The following is a 17,112-nucleotide window of genomic DNA, read 5'->3' as shown; positions in this document are numbered from 1 at the left end:
TGGTTGCAGTATGCGCCGCGCCAATACCCCGCGCGACAGCCCATGGATGCTCGCCAAAGCCATGGCGGACAAGGCATTTTCCATCCATACCACCCAGTATTGACAGGCATGGCCACGAATCCATACCATCAGGTACGGTTCCATCTCTGTGACCTCGCATGCACGCGCAAGACATCCGCCTGGAAGGTGCCCATGGCATCGGACTGGCCGCCTCGAAAACCACCGGAAGCAGGCCGCCGATCCTGTTCGCGCATGGCTTCGGACAGACCCGCGGCGCGTGGACGGCCGCTGCCGAAGCGCTCCATGCCGCCGGCCATGCCACGCTGGCCTTCGATGCGCGCGGCCATGGCGGCTCGGACTGGAATCCGGCCGACCTGCCGTATCACGGCGAACAGTTCACCGACGACCTGATCGTCGTCGCCGGCGAGCTGCCGCGCCCGCCGGTATTGGTCGCCGCATCGATGGGGGGCCTGTTCGGCCTGATGGCCGAGGCCCGCTGGCCGGGACTGTTCTCGGCGATGGTGCTGGTGGACATCACCCCGCGCTGGGAGACCCGTGGCGTCGAACGCATCCTGGCCTTCATGAGCGCGCATCCGGAAGGCTTCGCCTCGCTGGCAGCGGCCGCCGACAGCATCGCCACCTACATGCCGCACCGCCCGCGCAAGAGCGAGGACGCGCTGCGCGCGCTGCTGCGCCCCACCGCCGCGGGCCGCTGGAACTGGCACTGGGATCCGCGGCTGGTGGAAGAGCTGGCGCGCGACAGCGAACAGCACCAGGACGCCATCGCCGAGGCCGCGCGCCGCGTCCAATGCCCGGTGCTGCTGGTCAGCGGCGGCCGCAGCGACCTGGTCACCCCGGAGACCGTGGCCGAATTCCTGGCACTGGTACCGCATGCCAAGCACGTGCATCTGCCCGACGCCACGCATATGGTGGCAGGCGATGACAACGACGCGTTTACCGCCGCCGTGTTGAACTATCTGGACGCACTTCCCCCGGCTTCCGCCGCAGCGTCCGTCCGTACCGAGCACGTTACCGGAGCAAGTCCATGAGTATTGTCGTTCCCTTCCTGGCCCTGCTGCTGGCAGCTGCCTTCGTCGCCTACCACCGCATGCGGCTGCTCACCTGGACGGTGATCGGCGCCGTGCTGCTGGGCATCTGCTGGTTCGCCGGCGTCCACCAGACCGCGGTCATCGTCGCTGCGGCGATCCTGGCGCTGGTCAGCGCGCTGGTGCTGCTGCCGTTCCTGCGCAAGCCGCTGATCACCTCGCCGTTCATGGGCGTGTTCCGCAAGGTGCTGCCGCCGTTGTCCAAGACCGAGCGCATCGCGCTGGAAACCGGCTCGGTCGGCTTCGAGGGCGAACTGTTCACCGGCGACCCGGACTGGCAGAAGCTGCTGGACTATCCCAAGCCGCAGCTCACCGCCGAAGAACAGGCCTTCCTCGATGGCCCGGTCGAAGAACTGTGCCGCATGGTCAACGACTGGGAAATCACCCACGTCCATGCCGACCTGCCACCGGAACTGTGGGCTTTCATCAAGAAGAACAAGTTCTTCGGCATGATCATCCCCAAGCAGTACGGCGGCCTGGGTTTCTCGGCGCTGGCGCACCACAAGGTGATCCAGAAGCTGGCCTCCATCTCCAGCGTGGTCAGCTCCACCGTTGGCGTGCCCAACTCGCTGGGCCCGGGTGAACTGCTCAACCACTACGGCACGCAGGAGCAGAAGGACTACTACCTGCCGCGCCTGGCCGAAGGCATCGAAGTGCCCTGCTTCGGCCTGACCGGCCCGTTCGCCGGCTCCGACGCCACCTCCATTCCCGACTTCGGCATCGTCTGCAAGGGCATGTGGAAGGGCGAGGAAGTGCTGGGCCTGAAGCTGACCTTCGACAAGCGCTACATCACCCTGGCGCCGGTCGCGACCCTGATCGGCATGGCCTTCCGCATGTACGACCCGGACGGGCTGCTCGGCGACACCAAGGACATCGGCATCACCCTGGCCCTGCTGCCGCGTGACACCGACGGCGTGGAAATCGGCCGCCGCCACTTCCCGCTGAACTCCACCTTCCAGAACGGCCCGATCCGCGGCAAGGATGTGTTCATCCCGCTGAGCCAGCTGATCGGCGGCGCCGAGAAGCGCGGCCTGGGCTGGAACATGCTCAACGAGTGCTTGGCCGTTGGCCGCTCCATCACCCTGCCCTCCACCGCCTCGGGCGGTGCCAAGGCCGGTGCGGTGGTGACCGGTGCCTATGCGCGCATCCGCAAGCAGTTCGGCCTGTCGGTCGGCCGCTTCGAGGGTGTGGAAGAAGCACTGGCCCGCATTGGCGGCAAGGCTTACAAGATCAGCGCGCTGTCACAGGCCACCGCGGCTGCGGTTGACCGTGGCGACGTGCCGTCGGTGCCGTCGGCGATTGCCAAGTACCACTGCACCAACATGAGCCGCGAAGTCATTTCCGACGTGATGGACGTGATCGGCGGCAAGGGCATCATCCTCGGGCCGCGCAACTTCGCCGGCCGCAGCTGGCAGGCCGCACCGATCGCCATCACGGTGGAAGGCGCCAACATCATGACCCGCTCGCTGCTGATCTTCGGCCAGGGCGCGATCCTGTGCCATCCGTGGGTGCTGAAGGAAATGAAGGCCGCGCAGGACGAGGACCGCAAGGCCGGCCTGCGCGAGTTCGACCAGGCGCTGTTCGGCCATGTGCGCTTCGGCATCTCCAATGCCGTGCGTTCGCTGTGGTTCGGCCTGACCGGCGCGCGCTTCGGCGCCGCGCCGGGCGACGCCTACACCCGCCGCTACTTCCGCAAGCTCGACCGCTACTCGGCCAACCTGGCGCTGATGGCCGACATTTCGATGATGACCCTGGGCGGCAAACTCAAGTTCAAGGAATCGCTGTCCGGCCGTCTCGGCGACGTGCTCAGCCACGTCTACATGACCAGCGCCATGCTCAAGCGCTACCACGACGAGGGCGCGCCGAGCGCCGACCAGCCGCTGCTGGCCTGGGCGTTCCATGACAGCGTGCACCGCATCGAGGAGTCGCTGTCGGCGGCGCTGCGCAATTTCCCGATCCGTCCAATCGGCTGGCTGATGTGGGCATTGATCTTCCCGTTCGGCCGCCGCGCCGAGGCCCCGGGCGACCGCCTGAGCCGCCGCGTCGCCGCCACCCTGATGTCGCCCAACGAGGCACGCGACCGCCTCGCGCAGGGTGTGTTCCTGACCCCGTGCGAGAACAATCCGGGCGGCCGCATCGCCAGCTATCTGGCCAAAGCGGTCATGGCCGAGCCGGTGGAGCGCAAGTTCCTCAAGGCGCTCAAGACCAAGGGCATCGAGGCGCTCACCTTCTCCGCGCAGCTGGACGAGGCGGTGGCCGAAGGCGTCATCACCCAGGACGAGCGCACCCTGCTGGAAGAACTCCGCGCGATCACCCTGGACACGATCACCGTGGACGACTTCGAACCGCACGAGCTGCGCGCGGCCTCGTACTACGACCGCGAAGGCCGGCAGCCCTCGCAGGTCGCCTGAGTCCAGACAGCCATCGGCAAGCGGAAACGGCGGGCGCATGCCCGCCGTTTCCTTTCGGGAGGAAACCATGACCACCCCATTGCTCTCGCTCTACCGGCGCCTGTCGCGCTGGCCCTGCGGCCGCTGGCTGTTCACGCGCGCGGTGTGTTTCAAGGCGCCCTATTTCGCGAGCATCTCCCCGCGCATCACCCTGCTCGAGGCCGGCCGCTGCGAAGGCACGCTGGCCGACCGCCGCAAGGTACGCAACCACATCGGCACGGTGCATGCGATCGCGCTGTGCAACCTGGCCGAGCTCACCGCCGGGCTGATGGTCGATGCTTCGCTGCCGGCCGACATGCGCTGGATTCCCAAGGGCATGGAGGTGCGCTACCAGGCCAAGGCGCGCGGCACCCTGAAGGCGGTGGCGGTACCGGAGCTCCCTATCGCCAGTGCCACGGCAGGTTACGAGCTGCCGGTGCGGGTCGGCATCCACGATGCCACGGGCACCGAAGTATTCGTCGCCCGCATCGCGATGTGGGTGTCGCCGCGCCGCGGGAACGGATGAGCCATGGCTCCGCCGGACTGCGGGTACGCCCGGGCGGCGTGCACAGGCTGGGCTTCGCGGCATTCCCCTGACCTTCTGGAAACTGTTCGACGGGAAGCGCGACCTCGCCCATGACAGCCCGGCCAACCGCGCGGTCATGCCGGTCCTCAATCGGTGCCGGGTCTATGTGTTCCCGGACATGGGCGCGATGTCGCTGACTTCCAGCGGGGAACTACCCGCTACGCCGCTGGGGCGGGCTCTGCGTGGATTCATGGCGCTGTTCCGGCGGGGACGCGGCAAGGCGCAACTCGCGCTCCTGCGCATCGACGACTGGCGCGTGCACTGGTTGAGCGCACCGTTCGTACTGGGCGCGGCGCTGCAAGCAGTGCCGCTGTGGCTGGTCTGGTGAGCATCCCTCGACGCCCGCCAGGCTCCAGCATCAGGCCGAAGGTCGCGCCTCCTGCGCCGACACGCCTTCGGGACGGCGCGACAGGCGCCAGCCGATGCCGGCGGCGACCACCGCCGCGGTCGCGCTGACGCCGGCGAAACCAGCTGCCCCCATGCCGAGCAGGCGCAGCCAGTTCATGCCCAACGCGATGGACATGTCGCCGAACCGCCACACCGCGGTATCCACCGCGTTCTGGCCCTTGTAGCGCACGTTGCGCGGCACGCGCGTGTACAGGCTGTGCCGCGCCGGTTCGGCCATGCCATAGGCCAGGCCGCGGCTGACGATCAGCGCGATCGCCACGGCCGGCATGCCCAGAAGCAGGGGCGCATGCGGATCGCGGGCGAACAGCACCAGCGCCAGCGCACAGACGCTGACCAGCGCCCAGATCATGATGACGATGCCCGGTCCCTTCCTCGGCAGCAGCCAGCGGGTCAGGGTGAGCTGGGTGATCGCGGTCAGCGCGTTGCCGGCCAGGTCGATGTTGGCGGCGAAGCGCGTGCGCGCCACCGCGTCGGCGAACGTGGCGCCGGAATAGTCGGTCACCAGTGCGTAGTTCACGGTGCCGATGCCGTCGGCCAGCAACAGCAGGATCGACATGTTGCGGATGAACGGGTCGGCGAACACCTGCTTCAGGCCGTCGAACATGCCACCACCGACCGCCGCTTCGTTGCCGGGCTCATTCCGGCGTGCGCCATGCTGCCGCGCCCAGCGCCCGAGCGCGACCACGCAGCCCAGCGCCAGGCACAGCAGCGCCGCCGATACCAGCAGCAGTGGCGCCACGCCGATCACGCCGACCAGCGAACGGGTCAGCACCGGGCCGGTGATCGCGCCCACCGTGCCGGCCACCGCGATGACCGGGAACAGGCGCCGCGACTGCTCGCTGTCCCATATGTCGGACATGAAGCTCCAGAACACCGACACCACGAACAGGTTGAACACGCTGACCCAGACGAAGAACATCACGCCCAGCGTCTTCGGCGCCAGAAGATCCGGCCATGCGAACAACGGCACGAAGCCGACCAGGCAGGCGATGAAGAACACATAGACCACCGGCATGACCACCCGTCGCGGCCAGCGGGTGACCAGCGCGCCGAACAAGGGCGACAGCAGCAGGGTGCCGACGAAGGTCGCGCCGTAGAACCAGGGCAGCTGGGTCGAGCCCACGGCCGCCGCCAACTGCTCGCGCAAGGGGCGGATCACGTAGTACGCGGCCAGCACGCAGAAGAAATAGGCGAAGGACAGCGCGACCGCCAGCCCCTCCCCCGTATGTACCCTGTCCTGACCGGACCGCATCGGCCTGTTATCCGTCGCAACGAAGCGCGCAAGGTATCCGATGCACTGCAACATCGCCAGTGCGGCCATGCCTGCGCCGGCTATGCTGGCCGCACGTCCACGGGGGAGCGCGATGCGGGAGTTCGATTACATCATCGTCGGCGCCGGCTCGGCCGGCTGCGTGCTGGCCAACCGGCTCAGCGCCGATCCGCAGCTGCAGGTGCTGCTGGTCGAAGCCGGCCCGCGCGACCGCCACCCGTTCATCCACATGCCCGCAGGGCTGGCGCGGCTGGTCAACAACCGCCGCTTGAACTGGAGCTACGACACCGCCCCGGAACCCCAGCTGCAGGGCCGGCGGCTCTGGTGGCCGCGCGGCAAGGTGCTGGGCGGCTCCAGTTCGATCAACGCCATGTGCTATGTGCGCGGCGTGCCCGGCGACTACGACCGCTGGGCCGCTGCCGGCGCCACCGGCTGGGACTGGACAGGCGTCCTGCCCTGGTTCCTCCACAGCGAGTGCAACGGCCGTGGCGGCGATGCGCTGCACGGCGATGCCGGCCCGCTGCACGTTTCCGACCTGCGTCACGTCAACCCGCTCAGCCACGCCTTCATCGAAGCCGGCGTGCAGGCCGGGCATGCGCACAATCACGATTTCAACGGCGACCAGCAGCTTGGCGTCGGCCTCTACCAGGTCACGCAGAGGGATGGCGCGCGCTGTTCGTCGGCCACGGCCTACCTGGCGCCGGTACGGCAACGCCGCAACCTGCAGGTGCTGACCGGCGCGCTGGTCGAACGCATCCTGATCGACGCCGGCCGCGCGCATGGCATCGTCCTGCGCCGCGGCGGACAGCAACAGCGCGTGCATGCGCGGCGCGAGGTACTGCTCAGCGCCGGCGCGATCAATTCGCCGCAACTGCTGATGCTCTCCGGCATAGGCCCGGCCGACGCGCTGCGCGCGCACGGGATCACGGTGCAGCTCGACCAGCCCCAGGTCGGCGCCAACCTGCAGGACCACCTGGACATCTGCACGCTGTACCGCACCGTGCCCGGCGTCAGCTACGACCGCGCCAGCGAATTGAAGATCGGCCTGGACTGGTTCCTGCGCGGCCGGCGCGGTGCCGGCTGCAGCAATGTCGCCGAGGCCGGCGGCTTCGCACGCTCGCGCTTCGCGCCCGACGAGCGCGCCGACATCCAGTTCCATTTCGTGCCGGCGATGCTCGACGACCATGGCCGCCGTCGCCTGCCCGGCGACGGCTACACCCTGCATGCCTGCTACCTGCATCCACGCAGCCGCGGCCGCATCGCCCTGGCCGGCCCCGATCCTGCGATGCCGCCAGGCATCCACGCCAACTACCTGGGCGACAGCGAAGGCTTCGACCTGAAGATGATGGTCGAAGCGGCGCGCCTGAGCCGCGATCTCCTGCGCCAGCCGGCCTTCGACCGCTGGCGGCGCGCACCGATCTTCCCCGGGCGCGAAGACCTGGACGACGCCGGACTGGAAGCGTTCGTCCGCGCCAAGGCCGAGACCATCTACCACCCGGCCGGGACCTGCCGCATGGGCAGCGACGATGCGGCGGTGCTGGACCCGCAACTGCGGCTGCGCGGCGTCGAAGGCCTGCGCGTGATCGATGCCTCGGCGATGCCCACGCTGGTCAGCGGCAACACCAACGCGCCCACGATCATGCTGGCCGAGCGCGCGGCCGCGCTGATCCTCGGCCAGGACGCTCCGCCGCGGCCACGATGAGAGTCCCGACGGAAAAACCAGGAATATCAAAGCGATGCCCATTCATTTTCTCGCCGTTTGTGCAATCGCAAAGAGCGGCGCTAGAATCGCCGACAGCCTTAGCTAGCAGGCATCGATCACGATGAAAGACAACAGCAGACGCCGGCATTTCCGTCCGGTGGCATCGGGATTGCTCGGTGTGTTGATGCCCTTCGCACTGTCGTCCACCGCCCAGACCCCATCCACCCCGCAGCCGCTGCCGGAATCGGCGCCGCAGTTGCCGGTGAACCTGGAAAACGCGCCGATGCAGTCGCCGACGCAGCCGATGCCCTACCGGGCGGCGCTGCGCCCGGACCAGGTGCAGGCCCTGCCCGACGGCTTCAATGTCGCCGCCATCGAATCGATGGCCGAGCAGCTCACCTACGGCAACCGCGTGCCCGGCATCGCCATGGCGATCGTGCAGAACGGCCGCATCCTGTCCGCACGCGGCTTCGGCGTCACCGACATCGGCAACCCGCAGCCGGTCGATGCGCATACCGTGTTCCGCCTCGCCTCGCTGTCCAAGGCGTTCGCCGGCACCATGGCCGGCCTGCTGGTCAACGACGGCACCCTGCGCTGGGACAGCAAGGTCACCGACTACATGCCGGGCTTCCAGCTGGCCACGCCCGAAGCGACCAGCCGGCTCACCGTGGCCGACGTGCTGAGCCATCGCGTCGGCCTGCCGTACAACGCCTACGACCGCGACATCGAAGCCAACACCGACTACTACACGCTGACCCGCAAACTCGCCAGCGCGCCGCTCAAGTGCGAGCCGGGCGACTGCTATGCGTACCAGAACGTCGCCTTCAGCCTGATCGGCGACGTGGTCTACGCCGCCTCCGGCAGCTTCTACGAGCAGGCGGTCGAACGCCGCATCTTCAAGCCGCTGGGCATGAACGACGCCAGCCTCGGCCTGGCCGGCATCCAGGCCAGCCCGCGCTGGGCACATCCGCACGTGCGCAGCCGCAACGGCTGGGTGTCGCTGTCACCCAAGCCCACCTACTACCGCGTCGCCCCGGCCGCCGGCGTCAATGCCAGCGCCAGCGACATGGCGCAGTGGCTGCTGGCCCACACCGGGCACCGTCCCGATGTGCTGCCGGCGCCGTTGCTGGCCACGCTGCACGCGCCGCTGGTCAACACGCCCGGCGAGATGCGTTCCGGCTGGCGCCGCGAGCGGCTGGATTCGGCCGGCTATGCGCTGGGCTGGCGCGTGTTCGACTACGCCGGCCACACCGTGGTGTTCCATGCCGGCGCGGTGCAGGGCTACCGCGGCCTGGTCGCCCTGCTGCCCGAGCGCGATCTCGGCATCGCCGTGTTGTGGAACGGCGAGAGCACGCTACCCAGCGGCCTGATGCCCACGATCCTGGATCGCGCCATCGGCCTGCCCACGCAGCGTTGGCTGGATGTGGACACCGACTTCGGCAGCGACAACCTGATGGCCGAGGATGCGCCGGCCAGCGCGCCACGCGGCAAGAAGGGCGTTGCCTCCGGCCGCGCCACCGCCTCCCCGCGCTGACCCGGGCTGCGGCATTCCTTACGGCAAGGCGGCTTCGGCCGCCTTTTTCATGCGGCCCACTCCGCCCTGAAACGGCCGTCCCGCCGCGCTCCATGCGCGGCGCCGTGCAATCGAACGCATGCCCGCGCACGTGCCGGCGTGATCCCGGCCGTGCTCTTCCATCCGCCGCAGAGGGGGTGGATCAAAAAGATGGCGCTGCATCCCGACACCGCGACCTTCGTCGCCGGACCTCTCGCACGGCGTCCTGCAGTCGCACCTTCCCACCGACCCGGCGAGCCTCGCGTCGTTCCATCCAGCGGCCACACCGTCAACGGCCCAGCGTCCGCCCGCGCTGGTCGGAGCGGCGGTGGCAGGCGCGCATAAAAAAACTCCCTCCCCGCTGGGCAGTCGGGGAAGGAGTTCCAGGTACAGCTCAGCGCTGGATCAGATCAGCGGCGCCGGGGTCGCCGGAAGCGCGACCGGGGCCGCCTTCTTCTTGCGGGCAGCCGGCTTCTTCTTGGCAGCAACCTTCTTGGCGGCCGGCTTCTTGGCAGCAGCCTTCTTCGCGACCTTCTTCACCGCCTTCTTCGCGGTGGCCTTCTTGGCAACGGCCTTCTTGGCGACCTTCTTCACCGCCTTCTTGGCGGTGGCCTTCTTGGCGACCTTCTTCACCGCCTTCTTCGCGGTGGTCTTCTTGGCAACCTTCTTCGCCGCCTTCTTCACTGCCTTCTTGGCAGTGGCCTTCTTGGCGACCTTCTTCACTGCCTTCTTCGCGGTGGCCTTCTTGGCGACCTTCTTCACCGCCTTCTTCGCGGTGGCCTTCTTCGCGACCTTCTTCACTGCCTTCTTGGCAGCAGCTTTCTTGGCGACCTTCTTCACCGCCTTCTTGGCGGCCGGTTTCTTCGCAGCTTTCTTCGTGGCCATTGGATGGCTCCTCGTCAGTGATCTATGGAATTGAAATGCCCAGTTGAAGCAAATCCGCGGTGTATCGCGGAGGACCGACGATGCGTCAACCGCATCGTGACGGATACAGAAACACCCGCAGCGTTTCCCGCCACGGGTGCCATGTCTTGTTCGGGGGTGCTTCGCGGAAGGAAGCGGCTCCTGCTCCACCATCTGTGCGCGTGGCGGACGTCCAGGTTGTGCTTCGCATCTGAATGTTGATCCGGCTCACTCGCTTCCGCAGCAAAGGTCTGCTGGGCGAAACCTAATCACGCTTTTTTTTACTGTCAACTACCCGCGCGCAACTTTTTCCAGAAAGCTTCACGTCGACGGCGCCGGCAACACCCGTCTTCGCCGCGTCCGCATCCTCGGATGATGCCGCGCGTACCGCGCATGCGTTCGCGGTGCACGCGAAAAACATCGTAAAAAAAGCACTATTCGTTCGCGGCGCGCGCGCGCTCCACGCCGCATCGCGCGCGCGGCGCACGTTGGCACGCCGCTCCCGGCGCGTGAAAAAAAAATGCCGCCGGACCCTGCATTCCATCCGCCGCGATCGCACTTTCGCGCACCGCGAGTAACGTTTTGCGCAAACACTTCGCGCCCTTGCGAGCCGTTGCCGCCTTCCCGCTCATCGCGACGAGGACATCCCGGTGCCGCTTCGCCGCCCCGCTCGACCGCCATGCGCGGCCAGCGTCCTTCGACAACGACGACCCTTGAACCGACCGATGGATCTGCGCCGTCATGCCGACGATCGCCATCGGCGATACCGGGGACACCGCCATGGCGACAGAGCGGCGACACGATGCGAACGATCCGGACGCCGGAAAAAGAAACGGCCGCACTGGGCGGCCGTCCTGTTCGTCCGATGCGACCCGGTCAGTGGTCGTCGTTTTCCAGCAGCTCGGCGTAGTCGTCCGGACCGAGCAGTTCGTTCACCTGCTCCGGCTCGGACATCTCCACGACGAACAGCCAGCCATCGCCGTAGGCGTCTTCGTTGATGGTCTCCGGCTTGTCGGCCAGGGCTTCGTTGACTTCGACCACGGTGCCCGAGATCGGGCTGTAGACGTCAGAGGCGGCCTTGACCGACTCGACCACGGCGGCGGCGTTGCCGGCCTGCACCGTGTCGCCCACGCCGGGCAGTTCGACGTAGACCAGGTCGCCGAGCAGGCCCTGCGCGTGGTCGGAAATGCCGACGGTGGCGCGGCCATTGCCTTCGACGCGGGCCCATTCGTGGGATTTGAGGAATTTGAGGTCGCCAGGGATCTCGCTCATGGAACTGCTCCGGAAGAAACGGTGGACGGGATGGACGCTTAGTTTAACGGACCGCGCGGGACGATGCCCCGCGCGGCCGGGATGGCGATCAGGCGTTGATGCCGGCCTGCGGCTGGCCGTCGCGCACGAACGGGAACTTCACCATGCGTACCGGCACCTCCTTGCCGCGGATGTCCACGCGCACGTCGCCGGGCGCGCCGGCCGGCACGCGGGCAAAGGCGATGGCCTTGCCCAGCGTCGGCGAGAACGTGCCGGACAGGATCTCGCCCTCGCCGTTGGCGGTGAGCACTTTCTGCCCGTGGCGCAGCACGCCCTTCTCGTCCATCACCAGGCCGATCATCTGCCGCGCGTCGCCGGCGGCCTTCTGCGCCTCCAGCACGCCGCGGCCGATGAAGTCCCGGCCCTCGTCCAGGCTGACGGTCCAGCCCAACGCCGCTTCGAACGGGCTGACGGTTTCGTCCATGTCCTGGCCGTAGAGGTTCATGCCCGCTTCCAGGCGCAGCGTGTCGCGCGCGCCGAGGCCGGCCGGCTTCACGCCCGCGGCCAGCAGCGCGTTCCAGAACGCGACCACCGCCGTCTGCGGCAGCAGCACTTCATAACCATCCTCGCCGGTGTAGCCGGTGCGCGCGACGAACAGCGGCACGCCGTCGGCCGAAGTGACCTCCAGCGCGGCGAAGCGGCCGAGCTTGTCCAGCGCCGCGCGGTCGGCCTCGGCAACCAGGCCGGCGACCAGCGCGCGCGCCTGCGGACCCTGCACGGCGACGATGGCCAGGTCTTCGCGCTCGACGATCTCCACGCCGAAGGCAGCGGCATGCTGGCCGATCCAGGCCAGGTCCTTCTCGCGGGTGGAGGCGTTGACCACCATGCGGAAGAAGTCGTCGCCCAGGAAGTAGACGATCAGGTCGTCGATGACCCCGCCCTCGGCATTGAGCATGCACGAGTACAGTGCCTTGCCGGTGACCTTGAGCTTGTCGATCGAGTTGGCCAGCAGCTGGCGCAGGAACTCGCGGGTGCGCGCACCCTTCAGGTCGACCACGGTCATGTGGCTGACATCAAACATGCCGGCGGCGCGCCGCACCAGGTGGTGTTCGTCGATCTGCGAACCATAGTGGATCGGCATGTCCCAACCGCCGAAGTCGACCATCTTGGCGCCGAGCGAGCGGTGGGTTTCGTTGAGCAGGGTTTTCAGGGTCATGGCCGTTCCATGCGAGGAAAGGCGCCATTATCCCAGATGGCCGCAGGCAAAGCCCATGGCGGTGCGCCGCCTGCACTGCGGGCCATAGAAGATCGAGCGCGATGGCCTGCCGCCCGCAATGGAGCCGGGCAAGCGCAGCGGACAGGAGCGGCGAAGCATCCTCGCCCATCCCCGGGGCCGCTTCCGCACCGGCACTGCGCGCATGCACGGAACCGCTCGCCCGCCGCACGTCTCTGCCGGGTGCGGCGGGCGGGGCGCAGGACGAGCGCGGCGGGGCCGCGAGCGGTCTTTCAGGCTTCCTGCACTTTCAGCGTCATCCCGTCCACCGCCACTACCCGCACGTGGCTGCCGGCAGGCAGGTCCGGGCCGGCCACCACCCAGAACGCATCGTCGATCTTGGCCCGGCCGGCGCCGTTGGCGATGGCCTGGTCCAGCACCACCACGCGCCCGATCAGCTGCTCGGCGCGGCGGTTGAGCAAGGGCTGGTCGCTGGGCCGCGCGCGCCTGCGGAACCAGGTGCGGTAGATCTGGATCGAGACGAAGCTGAGCGCCACGAACAGCACCACCTGCATCAGCACGGCCAGCCCGTCGTACGCCCATACCACCAGGAACACCGCGCTCGCGGCGAAGCCCATCCACAGCATGAACGCGCCCGGCGCCATCGCCTCGGCGGCGAACAGGATCACCGCCAGCGCCGCCCAGGCCACCACCTCCCAGCGCATGGCTCAGCGCCCCAGTGGCGGCGGGTTGCCGCGCGACGGCGCTGCCCTGCGCTCTTCCTGCTTGGCGAACGCCTCCCGGGCCAGTTCGGCGACGCCGGCGATGGAGCCGATCACGCCGCTGGCTTCCATCGGCATCAGCACCAGTTTCTGGTTCGGCGAGCTTGCAAGTTCGCGGAAGGCTTCCACGTACTTCTGCGCGACGAAGTAGTTGATCGCCTGCACGTCGCCCTGGGCGATGGCCTCGGACACCATGGCCGTCGCCTTGGCCTCGGCCTCGGCCAGGCGCTCGCGCGCCTCGGCGTCGCGGAACGCGGCTTCCTTGCGGCCCTCCGCTTCCAGCACCGCGGCCTGCTTCTCGCCTTCGGCACGCAGGATTTCCGACTGGCGCGAGCCCTCGGCCTCGAGGATCTGCGCGCGCTTCTCGCGCTCGGCCTTCATCTGCCGCGCCATCGAATCGACCAGGTCGCGCGGCGGCTGGATGTCGCGGATCTCGATGCGGTTGACCTTGATCCCCCACGGATTGGTCGCGTGGTCGACCACGCTCAGCAACTGCGCGTTGATGGTCTCGCGCTGGCTCAGCGATTCGTCCAGGTCCATCGAGCCGATCACGGTGCGGATGTTGGTCTGCACCAGCGCGATCATCGCCACCTCCAGGTTGGCGACCTCGTAGGCGGCCTTGGCCGCGTCCAGCACCTGGAAGAACACCACCCCGTCCACGCGCACCACCGCGTTGTCCTTGGTGATGACATCCTGGCTGGGCACGTCCAGCACCTGCTCCATCATGTTGACCTTGCGGCCGACGCCGTAGACCACCGGGATCAGGAAGTGCAGGCCGGGCGACATGGTGTGGGTGTAGCGGCCGAAGCGCTCCACCGTCCATTCATAGCCCTGCGGCACCATGCGCACCGTCTTGAACAGGACGATGGCGCCGGCCACGAGCACCACCAGCGCGAGAAAAGCGGCACTGCTACCCATCAGTACACTCCTTGTTAAAACCGTAGTCTTTCCCGGTCGAGTATAGCCAGCCCACCGCGGCTAGAACGGCAGCCGGCCGCGCAGTACCTCGGCGAACATCACCCAGTCGCCGGCGAAGGAATACAACGGATGGCTGAATGTGGCCGGACGGTTCTTCTCGAAGAAGAAGTGCCCTACCCAGGCGAATCCGTAGCCGCAGAACAGTGCCGCCAGCGCCCACTGCCAGCGCCCGGTCATCAAGGCGGCCAGCAGGCACAGCAGGGCGGCGCTGCTGCCGAGCACATGCAGCCGGCGGCAGGTGCGGTTGCGGTGTTCGCGCAGATAGAACGGATAGAACTCGCGGAAGCTGCCGAAACGGGCCATGGCGCATCCCTCGACGGGCGATGCGCGCAGCATAGCGCCCTAGACCGTACCGCCGCGCGGGCCGGCCATGATCACGCCCATGCCCAGCAGGCACAGGCCGGCGCCGAGCAGGTCCCAGCGGGTCGGCGCCACGCCGTCCACCCGCCACAGCCACAGCAGCGCGACGCAGACATAGACGCCACCGTAGGCGGCATAGACGCGGCCGCTGGCGGTCGGGTGCAGGGTCAGCAGCCAGGCGAACAGGGCCAGGCTGGCCGCCGCCGGCAGCAGCAGCCAGGCGCTACCGTTCTGGCGCAGCCACAGCCAGGGCAGGTAGCAGCCGACGATCTCGGCCAGCGCGGTCAGCAGGAACAGCGCCAGCGTCCTGGTCACGGCGCGCCCTTCTCGTCGCGTTTGACCGCCCGCCACAGCGCTTCCTGCTGGTCCAGGTCCAGCGCGGCCATCGCCTGGCCGCGCGCGGCGGCCAGGGCCTCCATGGCGCGGAAGCGGCGCTCGAACTTCTGGTTGGCCCGGCGCAGCGCGCTGCCGGGATCCACCTTGGCATGGCGGGCCAGATTGGCGCAGACGAACAGCAGGTCGCCGATCTCGTCTTCCAGCCGCGCATGGTTTTCCAGATAGGCGGCCGTCTCGAACTCGGCCTGCACCTCGTCGACCTCCTCGCGCAGCTTGTCCAGCACCGGCGCGACGTCGGGCCAGTCGAAGCCGGTGCGCGCGGCGCGCTTCTGCAGTTTCAACGCGCGCTGCCACTCGGGCAGCCCACGGGCGATGCCGGCCAGCGCCGAGCCATCCGTGTCGCCCGCGTCGGCGCGCTCGCGCTGCTTGATCTGTTCCCAGTTGGCGACGACCTCGCCCGCATCGTCGGCCTGCGCATCGCCGAAAACGTGCGGATGCCGGCGCAGCATCTTGCCGCTGATCGCCGCGACCACGTCGGCGAAGGCGAACGCGCCCTGCTCGCTGGCCATCTGCGCATGGAACACCACCTGCAGCAGCAGGTCGCCGAGTTCGTCCTTCAGGTCGGCCAGATCGTTGCGGTCGATCGCGTCGGCGACCTCGTAGGCCTCCTCGATCGTGTACGGCGCGATGGTCGAGAAATCCTGCTCCAGGTCCCACGGGCAACCGCCCTGCGGATCGCGCAGGCGCGCCATGATCCGCAGCAGGGTGCCGATGTCGCCCGGCTCGCCCATGCCGCCGGTGCCGCTCACAGCCCGGCCACCCAGTCGCGCCACGGCAGCGCCGGATCGCCCAGCGCGACGAAGTCGCCATTGAGCAGGCGTGGACGCTGGTTGTAGTGGAACGGCTCGCCGCTGTCGGCGGCCAGCAGCGCGCCACCGGCCGCTTCCAGCACGCACTGCCCGGCGGCGGTATCCCATTCGCTGGTCGGGCCCAGGCGCGGGTACACGTCCAGCGTGCCTTCGGCGATGCGGCAGAATTTCAGCGAGGAACCCTGCGCGACCAGTTCGATCTCGCCCATGCGCGCGAGCAGTTCACCGGTGCGTGCATCGCGGTGCGAACGGCTGGCCGCCACCCGCAGCGGCAGCGCCGGCGGCCGCCGGGTGATGATCGCGTCCTCGCGCCCGCCCTCGCGGCGCCAGGCGCCATCGCCACGGGCGGCGTGCCAGACGATGCCGGTCACCGGCGCCTGCACCACGCCGAACACCGGCACGCCGCCGCGGATCAGCGCGATGTTGACGCTGAATTCGCCATTGCGCTTGATGAACTCGCGGGTGCCGTCGAGCGGATCGACCAGCCAATAGTCCTGCCATTGGCGCCGGGTCTCCCACGGCAGCTGCGCCGATTCCTCGGACAGCACCGGCAGGTCCGGGGTCAGCTGCGACAGGCCGCGCACGATCACTTCGTGCGCGGCCAGGTCGGCGCTGGTGAGCGGGCTCTGGTCGTCCTTGTGCGCGACGTCGAAGCCTTCGGCATAGACCTGCATGATCGCCGCACCGGCCTGCTGGGCGATGGCGATGACGGCTTCGCGAACGGCCGTGTCCAGGGCGCTCATCGCGTCTTCCCCAGCCATTCGCGGGCGATGAACAGGGCGGCCAGCGAGCGGCCTTCGGAGAAATCCTCGCGCAGCATCAGACCGTCCAGGTCGGCCAGTTTCCAGGGCACCACTTCCAGCTCCTCGGGTTCGTCGCCGGCAAGGCGTTCGGGGTAGAGATCGCGCGCCAGCACCAGCCACGACTGGTGGCTCATGTAGGTCGGCGCCAGGGTCAGGGTGCGCAGCACGTCGATGCGGCGCGCACCGTAGCCGGCTTCCTCCTTGAGCTCGCGGTCGGCTGCCTGCTCCGGCGTCTCGCCGTCATCGATGCGGCCTTTCACCAGTCCCAGCTCGTAGCGGTGCAGGCCGGCCGCGTATTCGCGCACCAGCAGCACCGTCTCCTCGTCCAGCATCGGCACCACCACCACCGCGCCGTGTCCGCGGCTGACCAGCCGCTGGAAATGGCGGCGCTCGCCGTTGGAGAACTCCAGGTCCAGGTGTTCCTGGTGGAACGGACCGATGTCCTCTTCCCGCACGCGGTGGATGACCGGAAGCCGCCGGCTCATGCCCGGCACCGGGCGGAGGGAGGGCGGATCGCTAGAATGCGCACTGGCAGATACGTTTCCATGAGCCCGAAATGCTAGC

18 protein-coding genes are annotated in these 17,112 nt (G+C 68.3%); 6 read left to right on the top strand and 12 right to left on the bottom strand.

Annotation, left to right across the window (positions count from 1 at the left end):
• Nucleotides 1-158: 158 nt before the first annotated feature.
• The 4 genes from ABB22_RS13185 (at nucleotide 159) to ABB22_RS18250 (ending at nucleotide 4,449) form a co-directional block, all read left to right on the top strand.
• The gene (locus ABB22_RS13185) at nucleotides 159-1,049 is read left to right on the top strand and encodes an alpha/beta fold hydrolase (protein WP_055771095.1); all 891 of its coding nucleotides are present in this window, start codon (nucleotides 159-161) and stop codon (nucleotides 1,047-1,049) included.
• Entirely contained in the window at nucleotides 1,046-3,517 is a 2,472-nt protein-coding gene (locus tag ABB22_RS13180; protein ID WP_055771098.1) for an acyl-CoA dehydrogenase, read from the top strand. The genes ABB22_RS13185 and ABB22_RS13180 overlap by 4 nt, the downstream gene beginning before the upstream one ends.
• Nucleotides 3,518-3,584: 67 nt before the next feature.
• Entirely contained in the window at nucleotides 3,585-4,061 is a 477-nt protein-coding gene (locus tag ABB22_RS13175; protein WP_055771101.1) for a hotdog fold domain-containing protein, read from the top strand.
• A gap of 136 nt (nucleotides 4,062-4,197) precedes the next feature.
• Nucleotides 4,198-4,449, top strand: a complete 252-nt coding sequence (locus ABB22_RS18250; protein ID WP_055771103.1) for a hypothetical protein — start codon at nucleotides 4,198-4,200, stop codon at nucleotides 4,447-4,449.
• A 30-nt stretch (nucleotides 4,450-4,479) separates the two neighbouring features.
• Here the strand turns inward: ABB22_RS18250 and ABB22_RS13170 are convergent, their stop codons facing one another.
• Complete coding sequence (locus tag ABB22_RS13170) at nucleotides 4,480-5,781, bottom strand: NTP/NDP exchange transporter (RefSeq protein ID WP_055771108.1); 1,302 nt, start codon at nucleotides 5,779-5,781, stop codon at nucleotides 4,480-4,482.
• Nucleotides 5,782-5,893: 112 nt separating this feature from the next.
• Between ABB22_RS13170 and ABB22_RS13165 the strand changes: the two genes are divergently transcribed.
• Both ABB22_RS13165 and ABB22_RS13160 read left to right on the top strand, forming a co-directional pair.
• Nucleotides 5,894-7,501, top strand: a complete 1,608-nt coding sequence (locus ABB22_RS13165) for a GMC family oxidoreductase (RefSeq protein WP_057505266.1) — start codon at nucleotides 5,894-5,896, stop codon at nucleotides 7,499-7,501.
• A 121-nt stretch (nucleotides 7,502-7,622) separates the two neighbouring features.
• On the top strand, nucleotides 7,623-9,035 hold the full coding sequence (locus ABB22_RS13160; RefSeq protein WP_055771189.1) for a serine hydrolase domain-containing protein: 1,413 nt from the start codon (nucleotides 7,623-7,625) through the stop codon (nucleotides 9,033-9,035).
• A 423-nt stretch (nucleotides 9,036-9,458) separates the two neighbouring features.
• On the opposite strand, the gene ABB22_RS13155 is transcribed toward ABB22_RS13160, so the two are convergent.
• The 11 genes from ABB22_RS13155 to nudE form a co-directional block, all read right to left on the bottom strand.
• On the bottom strand, nucleotides 9,459-9,938 hold the full coding sequence (locus tag ABB22_RS13155) for a hypothetical protein (RefSeq protein WP_055771192.1): 480 nt from the start codon (nucleotides 9,936-9,938) through the stop codon (nucleotides 9,459-9,461).
• Between the two features lie 452 nt (nucleotides 9,939-10,390).
• A complete protein-coding gene (locus ABB22_RS13150; protein WP_152984172.1) occupies nucleotides 10,391-10,714 on the bottom strand; it encodes a hypothetical protein in 324 nt (107 codons plus the stop codon).
• A gap of 118 nt (nucleotides 10,715-10,832) precedes the next feature.
• The gene (gene gcvH / locus ABB22_RS13145) at nucleotides 10,833-11,228 is read right to left on the bottom strand and encodes a glycine cleavage system protein GcvH (RefSeq protein ID WP_055771195.1); all 396 of its coding nucleotides are present in this window, start codon (nucleotides 11,226-11,228) and stop codon (nucleotides 10,833-10,835) included.
• A gap of 88 nt (nucleotides 11,229-11,316) precedes the next feature.
• Entirely contained in the window at nucleotides 11,317-12,423 is a 1,107-nt protein-coding gene (gcvT, locus tag ABB22_RS13140) for a glycine cleavage system aminomethyltransferase GcvT (protein ID WP_055771198.1), read from the bottom strand.
• Between the two features lie 290 nt (nucleotides 12,424-12,713).
• Nucleotides 12,714-13,145: an NfeD family protein gene (locus ABB22_RS13135; protein ID WP_055771200.1), complete on the bottom strand. Its 432-nt coding sequence runs from the start codon at nucleotides 13,143-13,145 to the stop codon at nucleotides 12,714-12,716.
• A 3-nt stretch (nucleotides 13,146-13,148) separates the two neighbouring features.
• A complete protein-coding gene (locus tag ABB22_RS13130; RefSeq protein ID WP_055771204.1) occupies nucleotides 13,149-14,120 on the bottom strand; it encodes an SPFH domain-containing protein in 972 nt (323 codons plus the stop codon).
• Nucleotides 14,121-14,180: 60 nt separating this feature from the next.
• Nucleotides 14,181-14,483, bottom strand: a complete 303-nt coding sequence (locus ABB22_RS13125; RefSeq protein ID WP_055771896.1) for an Mpo1-like protein — start codon at nucleotides 14,481-14,483, stop codon at nucleotides 14,181-14,183.
• 39 nt (nucleotides 14,484-14,522) lie between these two features.
• Nucleotides 14,523-14,855: a YnfA family protein gene (locus ABB22_RS13120; protein WP_055771209.1), complete on the bottom strand. Its 333-nt coding sequence runs from the start codon at nucleotides 14,853-14,855 to the stop codon at nucleotides 14,523-14,525.
• Nucleotides 14,852-15,667 carry a nucleoside triphosphate pyrophosphohydrolase gene (mazG, locus tag ABB22_RS13115; protein ID WP_055771899.1) on the bottom strand — a complete coding sequence of 272 codons (816 nt, stop codon included), beginning with the start codon at nucleotides 15,665-15,667 and terminating at the stop codon, nucleotides 14,852-14,854. The genes ABB22_RS13120 and mazG overlap by 4 nt, the downstream gene beginning before the upstream one ends.
• Nucleotides 15,668-15,681: 14 nt before the next feature.
• Nucleotides 15,682-16,488, bottom strand: coding sequence for a 3'(2'),5'-bisphosphate nucleotidase CysQ (cysQ, locus tag ABB22_RS13110; protein ID WP_055771212.1), 807 nt, complete (start codon nucleotides 16,486-16,488; stop codon nucleotides 15,682-15,684).
• On the bottom strand, nucleotides 16,485-17,033 hold the full coding sequence (nudE, locus tag ABB22_RS13105) for an ADP compounds hydrolase NudE (protein WP_055771215.1): 549 nt from the start codon (nucleotides 17,031-17,033) through the stop codon (nucleotides 16,485-16,487). Before nudE ends, cysQ begins: the two co-directional genes overlap by 4 nt.
• Nucleotides 17,034-17,112: the final 79 nt, after the last annotated feature.

This window comes from Stenotrophomonas nitritireducens, from assembly GCF_001431425.1.
Lineage (GTDB): Bacteria > Pseudomonadota > Gammaproteobacteria > Xanthomonadales > Xanthomonadaceae > Stenotrophomonas > Stenotrophomonas nitritireducens.
This window is presented reverse-complemented; position numbering and strand designations above follow the sequence as displayed.